Annotated in this window: 19 protein-coding genes and 1 other RNA gene; 6 read left to right on the top strand and 14 right to left on the bottom strand. The window is 63.6% G+C overall.

What is annotated here, in order from left to right:
* Nucleotides 1–145: 145 nt before the first annotated feature.
* From AC0L2X_RS19365 to ffs, 4 genes are all read right to left on the bottom strand, one after another.
* The gene (locus AC0L2X_RS19365; RefSeq protein ID WP_473560715.1) at nucleotides 146–1,084 is read right to left on the bottom strand and encodes a cell wall hydrolase; all 939 of its coding nucleotides are present in this window, start codon (nucleotides 1,082–1,084) and stop codon (nucleotides 146–148) included.
* A 232-nt stretch (nucleotides 1,085–1,316) separates the two neighbouring features.
* The gene (locus tag AC0L2X_RS19360; protein ID WP_352488128.1) at nucleotides 1,317–1,640 is read right to left on the bottom strand and encodes a YbaB/EbfC family nucleoid-associated protein; all 324 of its coding nucleotides are present in this window, start codon (nucleotides 1,638–1,640) and stop codon (nucleotides 1,317–1,319) included.
* A 32-nt stretch (nucleotides 1,641–1,672) separates the two neighbouring features.
* A complete protein-coding gene (locus AC0L2X_RS19355) occupies nucleotides 1,673–3,499 on the bottom strand; it encodes a DNA polymerase III subunit gamma/tau (RefSeq protein ID WP_473600260.1) in 1,827 nt (608 codons plus the stop codon).
* A gap of 103 nt (nucleotides 3,500–3,602) precedes the next feature.
* Nucleotides 3,603–3,699, bottom strand: an RNA gene (gene ffs, locus AC0L2X_RS19350) — signal recognition particle sRNA small type.
* A 358-nt stretch (nucleotides 3,700–4,057) separates the two neighbouring features.
* On the opposite strand from ffs, the gene AC0L2X_RS19345 reads away from it, so the two are divergent.
* The 3 genes from AC0L2X_RS19345 to AC0L2X_RS19335 are packed head-to-tail and all read left to right on the top strand — an operon-like array spanning nucleotide 4,058 to nucleotide 5,786.
* Nucleotides 4,058–4,477: an HIT family protein gene (locus tag AC0L2X_RS19345; RefSeq protein ID WP_352664323.1), complete on the top strand. Its 420-nt coding sequence runs from the start codon at nucleotides 4,058–4,060 to the stop codon at nucleotides 4,475–4,477.
* A 38-nt stretch (nucleotides 4,478–4,515) separates the two neighbouring features.
* Nucleotides 4,516–5,457 (top strand): NAD(+) diphosphatase, encoded by a 942-nt coding sequence (gene nudC, locus AC0L2X_RS19340; RefSeq protein ID WP_473560711.1) that lies wholly within the window; start codon nucleotides 4,516–4,518, stop codon nucleotides 5,455–5,457.
* Between the two features lie 26 nt (nucleotides 5,458–5,483).
* Complete coding sequence (locus tag AC0L2X_RS19335; RefSeq protein WP_292662251.1) at nucleotides 5,484–5,786, top strand: Dabb family protein; 303 nt, start codon at nucleotides 5,484–5,486, stop codon at nucleotides 5,784–5,786.
* Nucleotides 5,787–5,810: 24 nt separating this feature from the next.
* On the opposite strand, the gene AC0L2X_RS19330 is transcribed toward AC0L2X_RS19335, so the two are convergent.
* From AC0L2X_RS19330 to AC0L2X_RS19295, 8 genes are all read right to left on the bottom strand, one after another.
* Entirely contained in the window at nucleotides 5,811–6,752 is a 942-nt protein-coding gene (locus tag AC0L2X_RS19330; RefSeq protein ID WP_473560708.1) for a 2-hydroxyacid dehydrogenase, read from the bottom strand.
* Nucleotides 6,753–6,848: 96 nt separating this feature from the next.
* Nucleotides 6,849–8,480 carry an ABC transporter ATP-binding protein gene (locus AC0L2X_RS19325; protein WP_473560707.1) on the bottom strand — a complete coding sequence of 544 codons (1,632 nt, stop codon included), beginning with the start codon at nucleotides 8,478–8,480 and terminating at the stop codon, nucleotides 6,849–6,851.
* Entirely contained in the window at nucleotides 8,477–9,616 is a 1,140-nt protein-coding gene (locus tag AC0L2X_RS19320; protein WP_473560705.1) for an ABC transporter permease, read from the bottom strand. The genes AC0L2X_RS19325 and AC0L2X_RS19320 overlap by 4 nt, the downstream gene beginning before the upstream one ends.
* Entirely contained in the window at nucleotides 9,616–10,710 is a 1,095-nt protein-coding gene (locus AC0L2X_RS19315; RefSeq protein ID WP_352488119.1) for a microcin C ABC transporter permease YejB, read from the bottom strand. The genes AC0L2X_RS19320 and AC0L2X_RS19315 overlap by 1 nt, the downstream gene beginning before the upstream one ends.
* Nucleotides 10,710–10,991 carry a hypothetical protein gene (locus AC0L2X_RS19310; protein WP_352488118.1) on the bottom strand — a complete coding sequence of 94 codons (282 nt, stop codon included), beginning with the start codon at nucleotides 10,989–10,991 and terminating at the stop codon, nucleotides 10,710–10,712. Before AC0L2X_RS19310 ends, AC0L2X_RS19315 begins: the two co-directional genes overlap by 1 nt.
* Nucleotides 10,978–12,846 carry an extracellular solute-binding protein gene (locus tag AC0L2X_RS19305; protein ID WP_473560703.1) on the bottom strand — a complete coding sequence of 623 codons (1,869 nt, stop codon included), beginning with the start codon at nucleotides 12,844–12,846 and terminating at the stop codon, nucleotides 10,978–10,980. Before AC0L2X_RS19305 ends, AC0L2X_RS19310 begins: the two co-directional genes overlap by 14 nt.
* A complete protein-coding gene (locus tag AC0L2X_RS19300) occupies nucleotides 12,846–14,729 on the bottom strand; it encodes an extracellular solute-binding protein (RefSeq protein ID WP_473560701.1) in 1,884 nt (627 codons plus the stop codon). Before AC0L2X_RS19300 ends, AC0L2X_RS19305 begins: the two co-directional genes overlap by 1 nt.
* A gap of 173 nt (nucleotides 14,730–14,902) precedes the next feature.
* Nucleotides 14,903–15,550, bottom strand: coding sequence for a c-type cytochrome (locus AC0L2X_RS19295; RefSeq protein ID WP_473560700.1), 648 nt, complete (start codon nucleotides 15,548–15,550; stop codon nucleotides 14,903–14,905).
* A 192-nt stretch (nucleotides 15,551–15,742) separates the two neighbouring features.
* Between AC0L2X_RS19295 and AC0L2X_RS19290 the strand changes: the two genes are divergently transcribed.
* On the top strand, nucleotides 15,743–16,471 hold the full coding sequence (locus tag AC0L2X_RS19290; protein ID WP_473560698.1) for a 3-deoxy-manno-octulosonate cytidylyltransferase: 729 nt from the start codon (nucleotides 15,743–15,745) through the stop codon (nucleotides 16,469–16,471).
* 30 nt (nucleotides 16,472–16,501) lie between these two features.
* Nucleotides 16,502–17,365 carry a prephenate dehydratase gene (locus AC0L2X_RS19285; RefSeq protein WP_473560697.1) on the top strand — a complete coding sequence of 288 codons (864 nt, stop codon included), beginning with the start codon at nucleotides 16,502–16,504 and terminating at the stop codon, nucleotides 17,363–17,365.
* Between the two features lie 7 nt (nucleotides 17,366–17,372).
* Here AC0L2X_RS19285 and AC0L2X_RS19280 read toward each other — a convergent pair whose 3' ends face one another.
* Complete coding sequence (locus tag AC0L2X_RS19280; protein WP_473560696.1) at nucleotides 17,373–17,729, bottom strand: hypothetical protein; 357 nt, start codon at nucleotides 17,727–17,729, stop codon at nucleotides 17,373–17,375.
* Nucleotides 17,730–17,783: 54 nt separating this feature from the next.
* On the bottom strand, nucleotides 17,784–18,728 hold the full coding sequence (locus AC0L2X_RS19275; protein WP_473560694.1) for a methyltransferase domain-containing protein: 945 nt from the start codon (nucleotides 18,726–18,728) through the stop codon (nucleotides 17,784–17,786).
* Between the two features lie 107 nt (nucleotides 18,729–18,835).
* Between AC0L2X_RS19275 and AC0L2X_RS19270 the strand changes: the two genes are divergently transcribed.
* A complete protein-coding gene (locus AC0L2X_RS19270) occupies nucleotides 18,836–19,846 on the top strand; it encodes a ligase-associated DNA damage response exonuclease (RefSeq protein WP_473560693.1) in 1,011 nt (336 codons plus the stop codon).
* The last annotated feature ends 119 nt before the right edge of the window (nucleotides 19,847–19,965 follow it).

The raw sequence follows: 19,965 nt of genomic DNA, 5'->3' as shown, positions 1-19,965 counted from the left end.
TGCGCATCGGCCTCGCCGAATTCCACGCCATCAAGTACGGAACCAAACTCAATCTGCAAAATGTGTGAATCCGATAGGTCACTATACGGGGAGAAGATGGCGGCAGCCAGATGAGGGGCGGCGGCGCCCTCAACAATCGACCGCCTCAGTTTTCTTCCAGCGGCCGGGTCTGGCCGGCGATCATAGCGCCGATCGCGTCGGTGTTCTCGGGTGTCGCCTCGAACGACATTGTCGGTTCCGCCGGCGCGGCCTGGAAGGAGGTGACAGGCCGGGCGCTCACGGTCCCGCCAAAACGGGCCGCATCCGGCTCCTGCATTGGTTCCTGCAGCGCCACAAGCATCGGCTTCTCCGCCGTCGCCCTCTCCGAGGTCGCCATTCCGGCAGTCACCCTGGTCTGCTTTGCCGGCTGCGATGCAGCGGCGGTCACATAGGTTGCCTTGGCAAATGTCGGCTTGGCCTCGCGTGCCGGCTCCGCCGAGGCGACAAGTATGGCCTGAGCGGCAGGCGCTTGCGGCTTGGCCTGGGCCACGGCGACCACCGGTTCGTCCGGCAGCGGCTGCCAGTTGCGGCCGCGCTTTTCATAAAAGGCATTGCCGCCGGCGACCATGGTGTAGTGCATGTTGTTGTAGGGGAAACGCAGGCCGGCGGTGTGGAAATACATGGTGTTCTTCAGCTTGGCTTTGCGCTCGCCCTTGAGCACCGCCTCGGCGGCTTCCTCGACATCGGGCATCGCCTTCGAATTCATCGGTCTGGTCATTACGCCCGGCGCGAACTGCCCGCGCTCGCCAACCACTTCGCAGATGGTGCTGCCGTGCTTGCCGGACCGCAGCCGGTTCATCACCACCGTGCCGACCGCAATCATGCCGTCACGGCTCGACCGGTTGGACTCGAAGAACATCGCCCGCTCCAGGCATTCCTTCTCCTTGGGCGTGGAATTGTAGGAGCGCGAGCTCAGGAAACCCGGCGTAATGGCATCGGTCAGGCTGGACATACCGTGCGAGGCGGTCTGACTGCAAGCGGCCAAAAACAGCGGCGAGATAACGACGCCGAGCCGCAACGGCGTCTTCCATCGGGTAGAGATCAACAGGCGTCCCCTCATTCTGCTGCCAGCCCGCCCCTGGTTGCGGCAAGAATGAGACACTTTCAGGCAAAAAGATGGCTAAAGCGTTATTAAGTGTGGGGCGTTGCCCAATAGACACAGCTGGCGGGCGGGAGTTGGTGGAACAAGACTGGCCTAAGGGTATTCAGCGGAAGCTGCGACGCTCGTAGAATGGGCCCAGCGGGCGGCTCCTCGGTTATGGGGGCTGTTAGCGTTTCTAGAACGGCAGCTTCATTCCCGGCGGAATCGGTAGTCCCGCGGTCAGCGCCTTGGTCTTCTCCTGCATGGTCTGCTCGACCTTGGTCCTGGCGTCGTTGTGGGCAGCGAGGAGCAGGTCCTCGAGAATCTCGACCTCGTCCTCCTTGAACAGCGACGGGTCGATCTTCAGCGACTTCATCTCGAATTTGCCGGTCAGCGTCACGCTGACCAGGCCGCCGCCGGCCTGCCCGGTGGCTTCCAGCATGGCGATCTCATCCTGCATGGCCTGGAACTTGGCCTGCATTTCCTTTGCCTTGCCCATCAGGCCGAGAAGATCTTTCATCGCACTGTCCTTTGCAGTTGGTGCTGGTTGTTTCAGGTTTCGTCGTCGTCGACCGGCGGCTCGACCGGCACTTCGGCCTCGGCCGCATCGGCTTCCGGCGCGTCGGGAATGCGTACGTCGATGATCCTGGCGCCGGGAAAGCGCGCCAGGATGGCGGCGACCGTCGGGTCGCTCTTGGCATCGAGGAAGGCGTTTTCGCGCTTTGTCGATTCCATCTCGGCCAAGGTCTGGCCGCCCTCCTCCTTCGACAGCGATACCAGCCAGTTGCGGCCCGTCCAGGCGCGCAGCTTGGCGGTCAAATCATTGAGCAGCATCTTCGGCGCATCGTCGGTCAGGCTGACGTCGATACGGCCGGGCTCGATGCGCACCAGGCGCACGCAACGCTTCACCAGCACCTTGAAGGCCATGTCGCGCTGGGCGTCGGCAAGGGCGACAATGTCGGCCAGCGATTTCACCGGCACCGGCGGCGCCTCGACCACCGGCTCCGGCGGAGCAACGAAATTGGTCGGCATGGGCTCGGCGTCGACCAGGCGCATCGTCTGCGCGCCGCCATTGGCCGTCGGCATCCGCGTCTGCGCCACGGCGCCGGCACCACCGCTTGCAGGCGTATGGTTTGCGGGGCCGGGGCTTGCCGGCGTGCCATTCGCGCGCGGCGCGGCGCCGGGCAGCGACACGCCGTTCTCCAGCGATTTCAGCGCCTCGTCCAGCGTCGGCAGGTCGGCGGCATGGGCCAGCCGGATCAGCACCATCTCGGCGGCGCTGACCGGGCGGTTGGAGGTCTGCACCTCGGGAATGCCTTTCAAGAGCATCTGCCATGTCCGCGACAGCACCTTGACCGACAGCGTGCTGGCGAAATCGGCGCCGCGCCGGCGCTCGTCCTCGGACAGCGAGGCGTCGTCGATGGCAGCCGGCACGAAACGCAGACGGGTGACCAGATGGTTGAACTCGGCAAGGTCGGTCAGCACCGCGGCAGGATCGGCGCCGGTATCGTACTGGGCACGGAATTCGGCAAGCGCGGCGGCGACGTCGCCCTTCATGACATGTTCGAACAGGTCGACGATGCGGGCACGGTCGGCGAGGCCGAGCATGGCACGCACCGCTTCGGCGCTGACCGCGCCGCCGCCATGGGCGATCGCCTGGTCGAGGATCGACTGCGCATCGCGCATCGAGCCTTCGGCGGCGCGCGCGATCATCGCCAGCGCATCGTCTTCGACTTCGATGCCCTCCAGACCGGCTATCCTGGCAAGGTCGGCCTTGATCATCGCCGCATCGATGCGCCTGAGATCGAAACGCTGGCAGCGCGACAGGACGGTGATCGGCACCTTGCGGATTTCGGTGGTGGCGAAGATGAACTTGACGTGCGGCGGCGGCTCTTCCAGCGTCTTCAGCAAGCCGTTGAAGGCCTGGTTGGAAAGCATGTGCACTTCGTCGATGATGTAGACCTTGTAGCGCGCCGACACCGGGGCGTAGCGCACGCGCTCGATGATGTCCCTGATGTCGTCGATGCCGGTATGCGAGGCGGCGTCCATCTCGATGACGTCGACATGCCGGCCTTCCATGATCGCCTGGCAATGCTCGCCGAGCACGGCAAGGTCGACGGACGGCTGGTCGACGGTGGCGGTCTTGTAGTTGAGGGCCCGCGCGAGTATGCGCGCGGTCGTCGTCTTGCCGACGCCGCGCACGCCGGTCAGCATCCAGGCCTGGGCGATGCGGCCGGTGGCAAAGGCATTGGTCAACGTGCGGACCATCGGCTCCTGGCCGATCAGCTCGGAGAAATTCGACGGCCGGTATTTGCGCGCTAGCACCCGATAGGCGGCAGGCTTGTCCAATTTCCCGGCCTCGTTTCCGGCTTCGCTCATTCGCCCGTTAAGCTCCAAGGGCTGCCACTGGAGGCGGCCGATTCCTGCGCATAGTTTCGCCCGCACGGCTTGGCGCCGTCAATGTCGAGCAAAAGGCGAGGAGGTGGGAGGCTGGAACAATGACCCGTTCCGGGCTCGTTAGGGCTGCTTCCTTCCGGACCTGACCCGGTTGGCGAGTGGACCGTCCACCACCAACCTCCCAGCCTCCATATCGGCAATCCGGCGATGAAATGCAAGCGCGGATGATGGGGGTCGTGAGCGACGGCGACAGCTGAAACCAAAAACCCGCCTCGGCGGGCGGGTCGTTGGGGCGAATAATCACCATAGCGAGATTAGTAGCATAGCTGCCGGCACAAAGCAAGAACAAAATGTGGCTGGGGTCAAAATTGTCGACCTCGGCGGGGCAGCGCCAACCCTGCAATTTTGCCCGGGCCCTCACTTCTTCGCGAACAATCAGCGCCACGACGGCCAATGTTGCTTGCGGCCCCTTGCGGCCCTTCGGAAGCCGCTCTAGCGTCGATGGAGTTCAAAAAACGTCAAAAAGTGAGAGAAACGCCGATGCTGCCGGGCCTCAAGGCCGGATTCACGCTTGACGCCCAGCTGGAGGCCGACAGCGAACAGCTGATGTGGCTCGGCCTGTGCGAATTGCGCGTCATGAACGACCGCCGCTGGCCGTGGCTGCTGCTGGTGCCGCAGCGGCCGGGCATCGAGGAAATCCACGACATGACGCCGCTGGACCAGGCGATGCTGACCTTCGAGACCAACATGGTGGCGCTGGCGCTCAAGCGCGTGACCGGCTGCACCAAGATCAACACCGGCGCACTCGGCAACATCGTGCGCCAGTTGCATATACACGTCATTGCGCGCTCGGAAGGCGATCCCGGCTGGCCCGGCCCGGTGTGGGGGCACGGCCTGCGCGAGCCCTATCAACGCTCCGACCTTCGCAAGTTTGCGGAAAAGATCAAGGCAGCGCTATAAGCCTCTCCCGTGTCCACCTTGAACCTTCCCGAGTCTGCATGAGCTTTCGCCTGTTTGACGCGCCCTTGCGCGAGCCGAGCCAGTTCGTCGGCTTCGCCGGCAACATTATCGACCGGCAGTCCGAAAACCGCGCCGATGATTCCGTCGAAAAGGCACTCGCCGATCCCTCGGCGCGGCTTTTGCTGATGCGTGGCGGCCGGCTCTATCTGAAGCTTGCGCAAGACGCATTCGACCCCTGGTTCGGCGCGGCCGAAAGCCGGCCGCTCGAAGCATCGCTTGAAAACGGCGTCCTGCTCGGCTTTTCCGAAAGCGGTCCGGTGCTGGCGGTGCCGGCCGGGGTCGAGCCCGAGCAGCTTCCCGAGACGATCAAGGCGATCGACTATCGCTCGGTCTATATGCAGGGGCTGATCGACGAAGCGGCGGCCGGCGCGCTGGCGCAAGGGGCGGCGCTGCTCGCCTGGCATGCCAGCCATCGCTTCTGCAGCAAATGCGGCACCGAAGCCGAGATGCGGGCGGGCGGTTACAAGCGGCATTGCCCGGCCTGCGGCACCGAGCACTTTCCGCGCACCGACCCGGTGGCGATCATGCTGACGGCGACGCGCGAAAAATGCCTGCTCGGCCGCGGCCGGCATTTCGGGCCCGGCATGTATTCGGCGCTCGCCGGTTTCATCGAGCCGGGCGAGACGATCGAGGCGGCGGTGCGCCGCGAAACGCTGGAGGAAGCCGGCATCCGGCTCGGCCGCGTCGTCTACCACGCCAGCCAGCCCTGGCCGTTCCCCTATTCGCTGATGATCGGCTGCTTCGGCGAACCGCTCAACGACGATATCCAGCCCGACCTCAACGAGTTGGAAGATTGCCGCTGGTTCTTTCGCGACGAGGTGCTCTCGATGCTGGCCAGGGAGCATCCGGGCGGCCTGGTGACGCCGCCGAAGGGGGCGATCGCCTATAACCTGATCCGCGCCTGGGCCGACAGCGCATAGCAGGATCGACATCGCAGGAGCAGAAAATGATCCGTCACACCGTCGTGTTCACGCTGAAACACCCGCCGCATTCGCTCGAGGAAAAAAGGTTCCTCGCCGACGCCAAGAGGATCCTCACGGCGATAAAGGGCGTCACGCATTTCGAGCAGCTGCGGCAGGTCAGCCCCAAGAACGACTACCGCTTCGGCTTCTCGATGGAGTTCGCCGATCAGCGGGCTTACTCCGGCTACAACGACCATCCCGACCACGTCGCCTTCGTCCGCGACCGCTGGATCCCGGAAGTCGCGGCGTTCATGGAGATCGACTACGTGCCGCTCGGCTGGGGCTGAGACCGGAAAGCGGTGCTCTGGAAATCAATATCCCGCGTCGCGGTCCACGACATTTTCCAGCGCTTCGCCGCGCTCGAAGGCGTTCATCTGGCGCAGCATGATCGGCGCCAGGTGGACCGGATCGGAGGTCGCCGCCGCATGCGGCGTCACGAACACTTTCGGATGGCTCCATAGCGGGCTGGTCTTCGGCAGCGGCTCGACCTCGAACACGTCGAGGCTGGCTTCCTTCAGCGTGCCGTCGTCCAGCGCGCGCAAAATGTCGGCGTCCTTCTGCAACCTGCCGCGGCCGGCGTTGATTAGCACCGAGCCGCCGAGACCGTTGCGCTTGCGCAGCTCCTTCAGCACGCCGTGGTTGATGATGCCGTGCGTCTGTGGCGTCAGCGGCAGCAGCACCACCAGGATGTCGGTGGCGTTGAGGAACGGGATCAGGCCGGCCTCGCCCGCGTAAGTCGAGACACCTTGCATCGGCCGATCGCTGCGCGACCAGCCATTAACGGGAAAGCCGAGCGACAACAGCACCGATGCCGCCGCGCGGCCAAGCGTGCCGAGCCCCATAATGCCGACCGAGATGTCGTTGGCCGGCCGCTGCTGCGGTTCGTGCCAGATCTTCTTCTGCTGCTGGGCGCGGTAGAGCATGCCCTGGCGATGGTGGTCGAGCACCCGCCAGACGACGTATTCGGTCATGTACTGGGTCAGGTTGTCGGCCACCACCTTGACGACCGGTACGTCGGGCAAGGTGGGATCGGCGAAAATGTGGTCGACGCCCGCGCCGATCGAGAAGATAGCCCGCAGATTGGGCAGCGACGACAACAGGTTCGGCCGCTGTTTCCACACCACCGCATAGGTGATCGACGGATCGCCGGCGCCATTCGGCTCGAGCACCACTTCGCGCTCCGCCGACAGTAGTTCGCGCCAGCGCAGCGGATGAATACCGGTGAGGGCGAGCAGGATGCGGCCTTTTTCCATTGCGGATCGTTTTTCCCTTTTTACCAACAGCGTTCGCGTCCCGACGCGCAAGGGCGCGGCAGCGTTTTGATTTTGTGCATGATCTCTGGCGAAAATCTACTCGCTGACGATGCCGACCGGCGCCGTTTCGATCTTGAAGGCGGCCGAGATCAACGCCTTTGTGTAGTCGGTCCGCGGGTTGCTGAAAATCTGTTCGGAAGGACCGGCCTCGACGATCCTGCCGTTGCGCATGACGATGACTTCGTTGGCGAGCGCGCGGATGACCCTCAGATCGTGGCTGATGAAGAGGTAGGCGAGGTCGTGCTTGGCCTGCAGGCTGCGCAAGAGGTCGACGACCTGCGCCTGCACGCTCATGTCGAGCGCCGAGGTCGGCTCGTCCAGCATGACGAAACGCGGGTTGAGCACCATGGCGCGCGCGATGGCGACGCGCTGGCGCTGGCCGCCGGAGAATTCGTGCGGATAGCGGTTGCGCGTCGCCGGATCGAGGCCGACTTCCTTCAGCACGTCGACGACACGCTCGTCACGCGCATCGGGGGACAGTTTCGGCTCGTGGATCTTCAACCCTTCCTCGATGATCTCGGCGACCGACATACGCGGACTGAGCGAGCCGAACGGATCCTGGAAAACTATCTGCAGCTCGCGCCGCAGCGGCCGCATTTCGTTGAAGGACAGCTGATCGATGCCGCGTCCGTTGAACTGGATGGTCCCGGTCGACGAGATCATCCTGGCCAGCGCCAGGCCGAGCGTCGTCTTGCCCGAGCCGGATTCGCCGACGACGCCAAGCGTCTGACCGGCCCGGACGGTGACGTCGATGCCGTCGACCGCCTTCACATTGTCGACGGTGCGCCGGAAGAAGCCCTTCTTGATCGGAAACCAGACCTTGACGTCCTTGCCGACCATCACCGGCTTGGCGGCTTGGTTGGCCGCCGGCGGCTTGCCTTTCGGCTCAGCGGCAAGCAGATGCCGCGTATAGGCGTGCTGCGGATTGGCGAATATCGCCTTGGTCGGGCCGGTCTCGACGATCTTGCCCTTGGTCATCACGCAGACCCGGTCGGCGATCTTCCTGACGATGCCGAGATCGTGGGTGATGAACAGCATCGCCATGTTCTTGCGGCTTTTCAGGCCGGCCAGCAATTCGAGGATCTGCGCCTGGACGGTGACGTCGAGCGCCGTCGTCGGCTCGTCGGCGATCAAGAGTTCAGGCTCGTTGGCGAGCGCCATGGCGATCATGACGCGCTGGCGCTGGCCACCGGAAAGCTGGTGCGGATAAGCGTCGAGCCGCTTCTCCGGCTCGCGGATGCCGACCTCGTGCAGAAGTTCCAGCGTGCGCGCCTTGGCGTTGCGATCGCCCAGGCCCTGGTGCAGCTTCAGCACCTCGACGATCTGCTGCTCGATCGTGTGCAGCGGGTTGAGCGAGGTCATCGGTTCCTGGAAGATCATGGTGATCTTGTTGCCGCGCACGCGGCGCAGGTCTCTCTCGTCCGCGGCAAGCAGGTCGGCGCCGAGGAACAGGATCTTTCCCGACGGGTGGCTGGCGGTCGGATAGGGCAGCAGCTTCAGCACCGACAGCGCGGTGACCGACTTGCCGGAGCCGGATTCGCCGACCAGCGCCACCGTCTCGCCCTTGGCGAGGTCGAAGGAGATATGGTCGACGGCGATCGACTGGTCGCCGCCTTGCGTGAAGGCGACGCTGAGGTCTTGGACCGAGAGCAGTGGGGTTTCGCTCATCTGAACGTCTTGCGCGGATCGAAGGCGTCGCGCGTGGCCTCGCCGACGAAGACCAGCAGAGACAGCATCAGCGAGATGACGACGAAGCCGGAAATGCCGAGCCAGGGGGCGTTGAGGTTGCGCTGCGCCTGCTTCAACAGCTCGCCGAGCGAGGCGGAGCCGGGCGGCAGGCCGAAGCCGAGATAGTCGAGCGAGGTCAGCGTCGAGATCGAGCCGCTGAGCAGGAACGGCAGGAAGGTCAGCGTCGCCACCATGGCGTTGGGCAGCAGATGCCGGAACATGATGGTGATGTTGGACACGCCGAGCGCGCGCGCCGCATTGACATATTCGAAATTCCGGGCGCGCAGGAACTCGGCCCGCACCACGCCGACCAGTGCCACCCACGAAAACAGCAGCATCAATCCGAGCAGGATGAAGAAGCCGGGCGGCAGGATGGCGGCGACGATCAGGAGCAGATACAGCACCGGTATCGCCGACCAGATCTCGATGAAGCGCTGGAACAGAAGGTCGGTCCAGCCGCCGAAATAGCCCTGCAGGGCGCCGGCCGCCACACCGATCAGCGCCGAGCCGGCAGTCAGGATCAGGCCAAACAGCACCGATATCCTGAAGCCGTAGATGACGCGCGCCAGCACGTCGCGGGCCTGGTCATCGGTGCCCAGCCAGTTCCAATTGCCGACGTTGCAATTGGGGTCCGCCTCGCCTTTCGGATACTGGTTGCAGCGCGTCTTCTTGTCGTAGAGCCAGGACGGCTTGGTGGGTGCTGCCTCTGGAATTGCGTTGTTGACGGTCTGGTAGGAGTAGCGCACCGGCGGCCAGATCATCCAGCCATTGGCATTGATCTCGTCCTGGATGACCGGGTCGCGGTAGTCGGTGACCGCATAGAAGCCGCCGAACTTCTCCTCGGGATAGGCGACCAGGACGGGAAACAGGATCTCGCCCTTGTAGGAGGCGATGATCGGCTTGTCGTTGGCGACCAGTTCCGAACCCAGCGACAGCACGAACAGGAACAGGAAGATCCACAACGACCAGTAGCCGCGTCGGTTGGACTTGAAGTTCTGCAGGCGCCGCTGGTTGAGCGGCGACAGGAAGGGCCGCGCGATCCGAGGCGGCGCCGTTTCGGCTGCGGCTTGCGCCATCAGACGTCTCTCCGCTCGAAGTCGATGCGCGGATCGACCCAGGTGTAGATCAGGTCGGACAGCAGCCCGACGAACAGGCCAAGCAGCGAGAAGATGTAGAGATTGGCGAAGACCACCGGATAGTCGCGCTGCACGACCGAGTTGAAGCCGAGCAGGCCGAGGCCGTCGAGCGAAAAGATGTTCTCGATCAGCAGCGACCCGGTGAAAAAGGCCGAGATGAAGGCGCCGGGAAAACCGGCGATGACGATCAGCATGGCGTTGCGGAAGACGTGGCCATAAAGCACCTGCCGCTCCGACAGGCCCTTGGCGCGGGCGGTGACCACATATTGCTTGCGGATTTCCTCGAGGAAGGAATTCTTGGTCAAAAGCGTCGTCGTGGCGAAGGCCGACAGCACCAGCGCCGTCAACGGCAAGGTCATGTGCCAGAAATAGTCGACGATCCGCGCCGGCCATGACAATTGGTCCCAATTGTCCGAGGTGATTCCGCGCAACGGGAACCAGTCCCAGAACGAGCCGCCGGCAAACAGCACCATCAGCAATATGCCGAACAGGAAACCCGGAATGGCGTAACCGACGATGACGACGCCGCTGGTCCAGACATCGAAGGTGGAGCCGTCCTTGACCGCCTTGCGGATGCCGAGCGGGATCGAGATCAGGTAGGATAAAAGCGTGATCCACAGCCCGATCGAGATCGACACCGGCATCTTTTCCAGGATCAGGTCGAGCACCGATATGTCGCGGAAATAGCTGTCGCCGAAATCGAAGCGGAGATAGTTCCACAACATCATGCCGAAGCGTTCGAGCGGCGGCTTGTCGAAACCGAACTGCTTCTCCAGCTTCTTGATGAATTCCGGGTCGAGCCCTTGCGCGCCGCGGTATTTCGAACCGACGTCACCGGCGACATCGAAATTGGCGCCGCCGGCATCACCCCCGCCGCCGCCGAGGCGATCGCTGCCGCCCTGGTTGGTCAGCCTGGCGATGACCTGCTCGACCGGCCCGCCCGGCGCGAACTGGATGACGGCAAAGGACACCGCCATGATGCCGAACAGGGTCGGGATCATCAACAGGATGCGGCGCAGTATATAGGCGCCCATCAGATGTTTTCTTCCTTGAGGAGGACCATTGCGCCCAAGCCAATCGCCTCAGACCAATTTTCAACATTGGCGCCGCCCCTCATTGTCCTGCCGGACATTTCTCCCCGTATAGGGACGGGGAGAAAGGGGCTGGCCGCAGTCTCGGCGCCTTTGTTGCGACGTTTGTAGTTGGCGAAATCCCCGGCGAAGGCACCCCTCTCCCCGTCGCTATACGGGGAGAGGATGCCGGCAGGCAGGTGAGGGGCGGCGCCAACGCCCGCAAGAAATTCAGCCTTTGCCAATCTTTGCCGCCTTGTCTTTGTCGAACCACCACGACGTCTCGACCGGGAAGTCGTAATCCGGCTTTTGAGCGGGAAAGCCGAACATGTCCCAGAACGCCGCTCGGTGATTCGCCAGATGATATGTTGGAATCCAGTCTAGCCGCGCGCGCAAGACCCGATCGAGCGCATTGAGCGCGGTGACGAGTTCGATGCGGCTCTGCGCCTTGCCGGCTGCCTCGATCAGCGCGTCGATGGCTTTGCTTTCCGTACCCGGATAGTTGCGCATCCCCGGCGTTTTCGCCATCGGGGAAGCATAGAGGATCTCCAAGCCGTCGGCGGTAGGCGTCGCTCCGATCGACCATGCGAGCATGTTGAAGTCGAAATCGTAGTTGCTCTGCCGCGCTTCGAATTGCGTCGAGTCGACCTGCCGGATCGAAGCATCGATCCCGATCGCCTTCATATTCTCGGACCACGGCGCGAAAATGCGAACCAACCCCTCGTCCTCGGCCAGCATTTCCACCTGCAGTCGCTCGCCTTCGTCGTTGACGACGAAATTGCTCGCTCGCTTCCAGCCGGCTTCAGCGAGCAGCCCCGAAGCCTCGCGCAGCAGCTTGCGGTCGTGTCCGGAACCGTCGGAGACGGGTTGCATCACCGGTTCGCCGAAGGTCTCCGGCGGCAACTCGGCTCGAAACGGCTCCAGGAGTTTCAGTTCCTGGGATGAGGGCAGGCCCTCGGCCTTGTAATCCGATCGCTCGAAGTTCGATTGCGAACGCTCGTAAGAACCGAAAAACAGCACCCGTTTGGTCCATTCGAAGTCGAAGCAATAGGCGATTGCCCGTCTCACGCGTACGTCGCGGAACTGAGGGCGGCGCTGGTTCAGCGCGGCAGCCTGCATGGAGGGCGTTTTCTCGCCGGGAAATTCGCGTTTGAGGACCCTGCCATCCTTCAGCGCCGGAAAATCGTAGCCGGTCGCCCATACCCGCGCGGTGAACTCCTCGCGAAAATGCGTATCCCCTTTCTTGAACGCTTCAAAGGCTGCCTGGCGATCGAGATAGAAATCGATACGGATGCGGTCGAAATTATTAAGCCCGCGGTTCACGGCCAGATCGCGGCCCCAATAATCGGCGACGCGTTCATATTCGACAGTCTGCCCGGCCACGACCCGCCCCATTCGGTACGGCCCGGAGCTGAGCGGAGGGGTCATCGTCGAGGCGTCGAAATCATTGGCCGTATAGAAAGCTTTGGACACGATCGGCATTGCGACGACGGCGAGGATATTCTGCGCGGACTGCTGGCCGTTGAAGGTAAGGTTGACCGTAAGCGGATCGACTGCGACCGCATCCGTCATATGCCGCAGCGCCTGGGAAAGGTTCGGATGTCCCCGGTCTTTGTAGAGGTTCAAGGCGAAGGCAATGTCTTCGGCGGTCAGCGGCGAGCCATCATGGAAACGCGCTTGCGGCCGCAGGCTGAAGCGGTAGCCATTGCGGTCCTGCGACAAGGTGACGGATTCGGCCAGCAGGCCGTAGACCGCATCCGGCTCATCGACTGCCCTTGCCATCAGCGAATCGAAGCAGAGCTCGGTACGCGGCGGCGAATCCCCTTTCAGCACCAGCGAGTTCAGCGTGTTGAAAGTCAGGAAGCTCTGATTGAGGGTGGAGTTCGGCGGAGCGAAATTCATCCGGCCGCCCTTGGGAGCGTCCGGATTGACATAGTCGAAATGCGTGAAATCCGGAGGATATTTGAGATCGCCGAAGGCCGACAGGCCGTGCAGCTTCACGCCGGTCGGAATCGTGGCGAAAGCCCGGCCGGGCAGCAGCGCTGCGGCCGCGGCGGCACCGCCCAGGGCGAGGAAGTCGCGACGGGGCAGCGCCGTCATCAATTGCCACTCTTGTATTTGGCCGCCAGCGCCTTTTCCTTGACCGGATCGATCCACCAGGAATTCTGGTCGACGCCGCTATAGGCGGGCTGTTTTTCCGGTATACCGAACTTGTTCCAGTAGGCCAGCCAGACCACGGCGCGGTAATATTGCGGCACGACGTAGAAATTCCACAACAGCACCCGATCGAGCGCATGGGTGGCGGCAACGAGATCGTCGCGGTCGGTGGCATAGATGATCCGGTCGACCAGCGCATCGACGACCGGATTCTTGATGCCGGCGTAATTGCGCGATCCCGGCGAATCGGCGGCCTTGGAGCTCCAGAAATCGCGCTGTTCATTACCGGGAGAGTCCGACTGGCCGAGTATCGAAGTGACCACGTCAAAGTCGAAATGGGTGACGCGGTTGATATACTGGGTCTGGTCGATCAGGCGCAGCGTCGCGTCGACGCCGATCTTACGCAGATTGGCTATGTAGGGGCTGGCGATCACCTGGTCGGTGTCGTTCCAGCCGAGGATTTCGAATTTGAATGGTTCCCCAGTCGTGGCGTTGACCATCTTGCCGCCCTTGATCACCCAGCCGGCCTTGGCGAACAGATCGACCGCGGTCTTCAGGTATTTGCGCTCAGCCTGCGGGGTGTCGTAGACGGGCAGCTTGAATTCCTGGGTGAAGACTTCGGGCGGCAGCTTGTCGCGGTACTGCTCCAGGATTTCGAGCTCCTTGCCTTGCGGCAGGCCGCTCGACGCCAGTTCCGTGCCCTGGAAATAGCTGCTGGTGCGGGTGTTGGAACCGAAGAACAGGGTCCTGTTCATCGTCTCGAAATCGAACGGATACATCAGCGCGGCGCGCACCAGGCGATCCCCAAACAGCGGGCGCCTGGTGTTAAGCATGAAGGCCTGCATCGGTTCGGGCGACGCGGTCTTGAATTCCTTCTTGATGACGTCGCCGGCCTGGACTGCCGGGAAATTATAGGCCGTGTTCCAGCGCCTCGAACTGTTCTCCGGCTTGATGTCGTCCAAGCCGCCCTTGGTGAAGGCCTGCCAGGCGGCATTGTCGTCGAGAAAATAGGTGAAACGCTGCCTGTCGGAATTCTCGCGGCCGATCTTCACCGGCAGCTTGGCACCCCAGTAGTCCGGGACGCGCTGCCAGACGATTTCCGAGCCCGGCTTGAAGCTGGCGATCTTGTAGGCGGCCGAGCCGAGCGGCGGCTCCTGCGTCGGCTTTGTGACATCGCGCTTCTTGCCGTTCGCGTCGGTACCTTCCCACCAGTGCTTGGGCAATACGACGAGATCGCCGAGAATCTTGGGCAGTTCGCGGTTGCCCTTCTGGCTGAAATGGAACTCCACCTCGCGGTCGGAGATCGCGACCGCGTCGGTGACGTTTTCGAAATAGCGGCTATATTGCGGACTGTTGGCCTTCAGCACCTGGAACGACCAGATCACGTCGTCGGTGGTGATCGGCTGGCCGTCGTGCCATTTCGCCCGCGGATCGAGCCGGTAGGTCGCCGAGGAATAGTCGGCCGGATACTTGTAGGCGTCGGCGATCAGCGGATGGCTGGTGCTGCCCTCGTCGGTCGCCTGCTCCATCAGCGTGTCGTAGAGCAGGCCGCCGCCAAACTGCGCGAAGCCGGCAGCCGGCGAACCCTGCACGATGTAGGGATTGAAGCTGTCGAACGTACCAAGCACCACGGAATTCAGCGTGCCGCCCTTGGGTGCATCCGGATTGACGTAATCGTAGTGCTGGAAATTATCGCCATATTTGGATTCGCCGATCAGCGACGAGGTCGTGCGCCATTCGTCCGCTAAGGCCGCCTGCAGGCCGCCGGCAAAAGCAGCCAGCATCAGCACCGATTTCAGAAGCGTCCGCGCTCGGCCAACCGTCATGCGTTCTCCTCTTCGCGATATAGCGCCGTCACCATAGCGTCTGGGCCCAATCTAGATCATTTGGCGGCGCTGAAAACCGCAAGGGAGCGGCTTTGTCGTCGCATATGCATTTTTCCTAACGAAAAAGCCGGGCTGAACCCGGCTTTTTCAAGGATTATATCATTACCGTTTTGTTATTTTGCGGCCGGAGCGGCTGGCGCCGCGCCTTCTGCCGGCTTGGCAGGGGCTGCACCTTCGGCCGGCTTGGCGGGCGCGTTTTCGGCCGAGGCGCCGGGCGCCGGCAGCGGCTTCGGATTGTCCGACAGCGTGCGCAGATAGGCGATGACGTTGGCGCGGTCCTCGTCCTTCGGCAGGCCGGCGAAGCCCATCGCGGTGCCCTTCACGAACTTCTTCGGCGAGGTGATGAAGTGGTTGAGATTGTCGTAGGTCCACTTCTCGCTGCCGCCCTTGGAGAACTCCTTCATGCCGGCCGAATAGGCAAAGCCCTCATGCTCGGCGACCGGACGGTCGATAATGTCCCACAGATCGGGGCCGACCTTGTTGGGGCCGCCCTTTTCGCCGGAATGGCAGGCCTGGCATTTCTTGAAGATGGCGGCGCCCGCTTCGGCGCTGGCAGTGGTCAGCAGCTCGGCGATCGGCTTGGCCTCCGCGGCGGGCGCGGCCGGGCCGCCTTCGGCGGGCTCGGTCGCCTCGATGGCGAAGCCGGGCTTTTCCGGCGCCGGCGAGGCAAACAGCGCGTCGGATACGATGCCAACGGAAAAGACAATGAACACCGTGCCGAGGAAAGCGGCGAGCAGCTTGTTGACTTCGTTGGAATCCATACGCCCCAGGCTCCCTTTTCCGGCGGACCGATCCGTCCACTCCGTCCGTCGGTATCGTGAACCACCCTGCGAGGCGGTCAAATCGCGCGGAAACTAGGTCTTTTGCTCCGGCGTTGCAACACCTATAAGGGCGCTGCCAGTGAGACCTTTTGCCACTTTTGTCCTCCTCTTTTTCGAGCCCCTGCCCGCCTCATGTCCACGCTCATCCTGATCCCGGCCCGCATGGCCTCGACGCGCCTGCCGGGCAAGCCGCTGGCCGACATTGCCGGCACTCCGATGATCGTCCACGTCGCCCGCCGCGCCGCCGAGGCCGGGCTCGGCCGGGTGGTCGTCGCCACCGATACGCAAGGCGTTGCGGAGGCGGTGCGCGCGCATGGTTTCGAGGCGGTGATGACGCGGGCGGACCACGAAACCGGCTCCGACCGCATCTTCGAAGCGCTGACCATTCTCGACCCTGGCAACAGCGTCGAGACGGTCGTCAATGTGCAGGGCGATCTGCCGACCATCGACCCCCTTATTATCGGCGCCGCGCTTAAGCCTTTCGAGAACGCGGCGGTCGACATCGCCACGCTCTGCGTCGAGATCGTCCGCGACGAGGAAAAGACCAATCCGAACGTCGTCAAGCTGGTCGGCTCGCCACTCTCGGCGACGAGGCTCAGGGCGCTCTATTTCACCCGCGCCACCGCACCCTGGGGCGAAGGCCCGGTCTACCATCATATCGGCCTCTATGCCTATCGCCGCGCCGCACTCGAGCGCTTCGTTGCGCTGAGGCCGTCGCCGCTGGAGCGCCGCGAGCGGCTGGAGCAGTTGCGGGCGCTTGAGGCCGGCATGCGCATCGATGCGGAGATCGTGCAGTCGGTGCCGCTGGGCGTCGATACGCCGGACGATCTCGAACGCGCCAGGGCGCTCCTTTCCAACTAAGAAATTCCCCCAATTCCCGAGACTCTGCGCATGCCTGAAAAGACCAACAAAATATCCTTCCAGGGCGAGCCGGGCGCCAATTCCGACACCGCTTGCCGCAACATGTTCCCGTCGATGGAGCCGTTGCCGTGCCCGACCTTCGAGGACGCCTTCAACGCCGTCGAGACCGGCAAGGCCGATCTGGCGATGATCCCGATCGAGAACACCATTGCCGGCCGCGTCGCCGACATCCATCACCTCTTGCCGGAATCGAAGCTGCACATCATCGGCGAATACTTCCTGCCGATCCACTTCCAGCTGATGGTGCTACCCAGCGTCAGGCGCGACGAGATCAGGACCGTGCACAGCCACATCCACGCCCTCGGCCAATGCCGCAAATACATCCGCAAGAACGGCTGGAAGGCGACGGTGGCCGGCGACACCGCGGGCGCCGCCAAGATGGTCGCCGCGATGAAGGACCGCACCATGGCCGCGCTGGCGCCGGCCCTGGCCTCGACGCTCTACGGGCTCGACATCATCGAGGAGAATGTCGAGGATACCGACAGCAACGTCACCCGCTTCGTCGTGCTGACCAAGAACAAGCAATGGGCCGAACGCCCCTCCGCCGACGCCAGGATGATGACGACCTTCATCTTCCGCGTGCGCAACGTGCCGGCGGCGCTCTACAAGGCGATGGGCGGGTTCGCCACCAACGGCATCAACATGACCAAGCTGGAAAGCTACCAGCTCGGCGCGTTCACGGCGACGCTGTTCTACGCCGACATAGAGGGCCATCCCGACGATCCGCTGGTGAAGCTGGCGCTCGACGAGTTGCGCTTCTTCTCGCGCGAAATGCGCATTCTCGGCGTCTATCCCGCCAGCGCCTCGCGCGAGCAGTGGAAGGTGGCGGATTAGGATCCGGTCAGGTCAGGCCGAGCTTGTTCTGCTTGGGCGGCTTGCCGCATTCGCGGCGGCTGATCGACCGGTTCATGGCATCGATCTTGCCGCTTGCCTGGTCGGCGTCACGCTTGGCTTTTGAGCGCATGTCCGGCGTGAACGGGCCGAAGCCCGTCGCCGGATTGGAGAAGGACGGCTTGGCGTCCACCGGCAAATGATATTGCTGCGCCAGGCCGTTGCGCTGCGCCAGCAATTGATCGCAAGGCACCTTGTCGTATAGCAGCGAGGACTGGACGTTTTCGTCCTGCCGTTCGGACATCGAATTGCCGACGCAGCCGGCCGTCGCCAGGCAAGACGCCAAGACCATCATGTTCCAGCGCATGAACGTGCTCCTTGTCTTTCGCAGCTGCCGCGCTCCTGCGCAGCGGCAGGAGTCTTAGCCAGATTTTACGCTGCCGGAAAGCAAGCTTGCCACGACGGCCAGCCCTTCGACTGGTTGGCGGCGATCCTGCCGGATAATGGTTGGCTGCAGCGACAGGACCGAAAAGCCGTTGGCGTCCAGAACCCGCTCTACATAGCTTTGCGAATGCGCGTAGCGGCGCGACGGCTGCAGGGCGAAGCCGACGCTGCCGGACGATTCGCCGCCGGGGAGCGTCTCGATGGAGAACGCAAACAGACCGCCGCCGGCAAGCATTCCGGCAATCTTGTTCACCACCCTGTCGAGTGCGCCGACATAGATGAACACATCGGCCGCCGTCACCAGATCGGCTTTCGGGCCAGAATAGCAAAACTCCTGCAGGTCCGTTTTGACGAGCAGATCGTAGACGCTTTTGGCGCGCGCCTGCCTCAGCATGCCGGCCGAGATGTCGTAACCCTCTAGCCGATCGGCGATCGGCCGCAGCTTCTGGCCCATCAGGCCGGTGCCGCAGCCGAGATCGAGCACCAGCGAAAACCGGCCCGGCCGTGCTGCCCGGATGGCGCGGTCGAGGCATTCGGGCAGACGATAGCCTAGCCTGTCGACCAGTTCACCCTCGAAGCTCCTGGCATAGTGGTCGTACAGCGTCTCGACAAAGGCGCTGGGCGGCGCCGGGGCCGCCGCTGCCCTGCCGATCAATTGCAGCTTGAGCGCCGCGCCGAGCCGGTCCGCCGGGTCGAGCCGCAGTGCCGTCGCCCAGGCCTGCGCGGCGAGATCGGGCGCGCTCGCTGCTTCCTGCATCTCGCCGAGGCGGAACCAGCCGGCCGCCCAGTGCGGCGCCAGTTCGAGCGCGCCGAGCAGCAATTCCGCCGCTGCCGCATGATCGCCGGATGCATAGAGCATTTCGGCATAGTCGGCGCGGCGGTCGGCGGTCAAATCGCCGGACGAGGTCTGGAGCGGTTTCATGTGGTCGGGTTCCGCCGGGTGTTTGCAGCCGGCTTGCGCTCTATGCTGGAGTCAGCAGTGACTTACAACAGGCTTCCCGCGCCGGAATTAGCGCCTATCTTGGGGCCATGCGCGCCAGCGACCTGCTTCATCCCCGGCCGGAAGGGCTGTATTGCCCGCCCGGCGATTTCTTCATCGACCCGGTGCGGCCGGTCAATCGGGCGCTGATCACACATGGCCATTCCGACCATGCCCGCTCCGGCCACCGCTCGGTGATGGCGACGCAGCAGACGCTCGATATTATGGGGCTGCGCTACGGCGAAGGTTTTGCCGGAACGACGCAAGCCGCGGTGCTCGGCGAGACGATTGCGCTTGACGGTGTGGCCGTCAGCTTTCATCCGGCCGGCCATGTGCTGGGCTCGGCGCAGATCAAGGTGGCGCATCAGGGCAGATGCATCGTCGCGTCCGGCGACTATAAACGCCAGAAGGACGCGACCTGCGAGCCGTTCGAGCCGCTCAAATGCGATGTCTTCATCACCGAGGCGACCTTCGGTCTGCCTGTGTTCCGCCATCCGCCCGATAGCGAAGAGATTGCCCGGCTGCTGAGATCGACCGAGCAGTTTCCCGAGCGCACGCATCTGGTCGGCGCCTATGCGCTGGGCAAGGCGCAGCGCGTCATGCGGCTGCTGCGCGATGCCGGCTACGAAAAGCCGATCTACATCCATGGCGCGCTGGCCAAACTCAGCGAATATTACCAGAGCCAGGGCATCGATCTCGGCGCATTGGAACCGGCGACCGTCGAGACCGGCCAAAAAAGCGACTTTGCCGGCGCCATCGTCGTCGGCCCGCCATCCGCCTTCGCCGATCGCTGGGCGCGGCGTTTTCCCGACCCGATGTCGTGCTTCGCCTCAGGCTGGATGCGCATCCGTCAGCGCGCCAAGCAGGGCGGCGTCGAGCTGCCGCTGATCATCTCCGACCATTCCGACTGGGACGAGCTGACGGCGACGATCAAGGAGACCGGCGCCGAGGAAATCTGGGTGACGCATGGCCGCGAGGAGGCGCTGGTGCGCTGGTGCGAACTCGAAGGCATCGCCGCCAGGCCGCTGCATCTGGTTGGCTATGAGGACGAGGGCGATTGATGGTGGAAATCGACGGTGTAGCGTTCTGTCGCGCCCCCCTCTGGCCTGCCGGCCATCTCCCCCACGAGGGGGGAGATCGGCAGCTTCGGCGCCGCGCTCGTTCCCTCAACGCTGGAGAT

This window comes from Mesorhizobium sp. WSM4828, from assembly GCF_055811175.1.
Note: the sequence above shows the minus strand (reverse complement) of the source record. Positions and strands in the feature narration are given on the sequence as shown.